Below are 2,754 nucleotides of genomic sequence, written 5' to 3'. Positions count from 1 at the left end.
ACCAGCAGGCCGGGGAGGACCGGCACGAGGAGGGCCGCGGCCCACAGCGGGTTCGCCGTGGCGGAGCGCAGCAGCGAGAACTCACCGCCGGTCGCGGAGGCCAGGTCCCAGGTGACGGTGGCTCCCGTCACCGCGGCGAAGGCGAGGGCGGGTGTGTCGGTCCTGCCGTCCAGGACGACGGAGGCCAGCAGTCCGGGCGTCCCGGACACGCTGCCGGCCAGGGCGGCCATCAGCACCGCCAGGAGGGCGGCCAGGGCGAAAGCGGCCAGCGCGGCGGACGCGGTGCGTCTGCCGAACGCGGACAGGGGTGACGAGCGTGGTGGCACGGGCGGTCCTTCGTCTCGTGGCCCCCCGCGCCCCCGCGCCCCCACTTCACGGCGTGACAGGAACCCCGAACGGCCGCAAGGCCTCGGGGGAAACCGTGGTTACTGACGGGTTGGACTGTACCCAGAGACGATCAAGTCCGCTCATTAATTTGAGAGTTGAGGTGCACAACCGAGCAGATTCCCTCCCCGACGCCTCCGCCCGCGGCCCGGACCGGGCCGCGGGCGGAGGAGGACGACGGGCAGCGCGGGTGAGGTCGACGGACCGGACCGCGGGTCGGCGTCCTGCGGTCAGACCCCGACCGATTCCTTCCCGCGGCTGCCCGGTCCGGCGTCGGGCGTCCCACCGGCACCCTCGCGCCCGGATCCCCCGTGACCGCCGCGACCACCGCCGTGACCGTCACCGTCGAGCAGCGTGCGCTCGTCGAAGGGCAGTTCGCCGGCGAGGACGCGCTTGACCCGCTCCTTGTCGACCTCCTTGGTCCAGGTGCCGATCAGCAGGGTGGCCACCGCGTTGCCGGCGAAGTTGGTCAGCGCGCGCGCCTCGCTCATGAAGCGGTCGATGCCGACGATCATGCCGACGCCGTCGACCAGCTCCGGCTTGTGCGACTGGAGCGCACCGGCCAGCGTGGCCAGGCCCGCGCCGGTGACTCCGGCGGCGCCCTTGGAGGCGACCATCATGAAGAGCAGCAGGGTGATCTGCTGGCCGACGGTCATCGGGTCGCCCATCGCCTCGGCGATGAACAGCGAGGCCATCGTCAGGTAGATCATCGTGCCGTCGAGGTTGAAGGAGTAGCCGGTCGGCACGGTGATGCCGACAACCGGGCGGCTGACGCCCAGGTGCTCCATCTTGGCGATCAGCCGCGGCAGGGCCGACTCGGAGGAGGAGGTCGAGAAGATCAGCAGGAACTCGCGGCCCAGGTACTTCAGCAGGCTGAACAGGTTCACCTTGGCGACGATCCGGACCATCGCGCCCAGCACCACCAGCACGAACAGGGCGCAGGTGACGTAGAAGCCGATCATGATGGCGGCCAGCGCCTTGAGGGCGTCGACGCCGGTCTCCCCGACCACCGCCGCGATGGCGCCGAAGGCGCCCACCGGGGCCGCCCACATGATCATGGCGAGGATGCGGAAGACCAGCCGCTGGATGTGCTCGACGCCGCGCAGGATCGGCTCGCCGGCACCGCCCATGGTCTGCAGCGCGAAGCCGGCCAGCAGGGCGACCAGCAGGGTCTGCAGCACGACGCCCTCGGTGAAGGCGGAGACCAGGGTGGTCGGGATGATGCCGAGCAGGAAGTCGGTCATGGTGGTCTCGGTGCCGGCCGCGGCCTGCTCCTGGCCCACGCCCTTGGCGGCCTCGGTCAGCTCCACGCCGCCGCCCGGATGGACGATGTTGCCGACGACCAGGCCGATGGCCAGCGCGACGAAGGACATCGTCACGAAGTAGCCGAGGGCCAGTCCGCCCACCTTGCCGACCTTGGCCGCCTTCCGCACCGAGCCGATGCCGAGCACGATGGTGCAGAAGATGATCGGCGAGATCATCATCTTGATCAGCCCGACGAAGGCGGTGCCGATCGGCTTGAGCTCCTTCGCCACGTCGGGCGCGGCCAGGCCGAGAGTGATACCGAGCACCACCGCGACCACGACCGCGAGATAGAGGAAGTGCGTGCGGTCCCGTCGGGGCTTCGCGTCCGGCCCGGCGGGGCCCGATGCGGGCGTGCTGGTCATGGAACGGCCTCCTTGACATCCTTGTCGGCGAAAAACGTCCGACGATATTTGCATACGGCACGCGGGCCGGGGAGAGCACCCAAGGTGGCGTACCGGAGGTGTCCGTGACCACCCCCTCGACCAGGACGGTTCACGTGTTCACCGAAAGTAATCAGGTATGAGCAACAGGTGGCGGCCGGGGTGCGGCACTCCCTACCGTGTGCCGGGTGCACAGATCCCTCGCCCGCTCCTTCGACGCCGCCGCCGCGCACCGCATCCGCACCGCACTGGGGCTGGACCCCGGGGAGGTCGCGCACGGCATGCGCACCGCCTTCGGGCTCTCCCATGTGACGGCCGAGCTGGTCACCGCCTGGGAGAGGGATGAACTCCCGCCCGGGCGCGACGAGTTGGCCGGACTGGCCGGCATGCTCTGGTGCTCCCCCGCCGATCTGGCCGGCCGGCCGCGCACGCTGCGCGAACACCGCCTCGCCCGCGGGCTCACTCCCGAGGAGGTGGCCGCGGCGGTCGGACTGGACGTGCTGGCCTACCTGCGCATGGAGCAGGAGAACGTGTGGCGCGGCGGGGACCGGTCCACCCAGCAGTTGCGCGCGCTGTTCCGGCTCGACCAGTCCGATCTGGTCGCGGTTTGCGGGCGCAACGCGAAACTCTCACTTCTTCTGCGCGAGACCTTCACGGCGCGGGGCGCCGGCGCGGCCCGCGCGGT

At 70.8% G+C, this 2,754-nt stretch carries 2 protein-coding genes and 1 pseudogene; 1 reads left to right on the top strand and 2 read right to left on the bottom strand.

Annotated features, from left to right (window positions below):
• A partial coding sequence (locus tag HW445_RS25540) for a hypothetical protein (protein ID WP_218957383.1) occupies window positions 1-326 on the bottom strand: 326 nt, incomplete at its 3' end.
• A gap of 288 nt (window positions 327-614) precedes the next feature.
• Window positions 615-2,051 carry a cation:dicarboxylate symporter family transporter gene (locus tag HW445_RS25535; protein WP_180223263.1) on the bottom strand — a complete coding sequence of 479 codons (1,437 nt, stop codon included), beginning with the start codon at window positions 2,049-2,051 and terminating at the stop codon, window positions 615-617.
• 206 nt (window positions 2,052-2,257) lie between these two features.
• Here HW445_RS25535 and HW445_RS25530 point away from each other — a divergent pair.
• Window positions 2,258-2,754: pseudogene (locus tag HW445_RS25530) on the top strand (XRE family transcriptional regulator); the annotation flags it as partial.

This window comes from Streptomyces sp. UH6 (genome assembly GCF_013421635.1).
Classification (GTDB): domain Bacteria; phylum Actinomycetota; class Actinomycetes; order Streptomycetales; family Streptomycetaceae; genus Streptomyces; species Streptomyces abyssomicinicus.
This window is presented reverse-complemented; position numbering and strand designations above follow the sequence as displayed.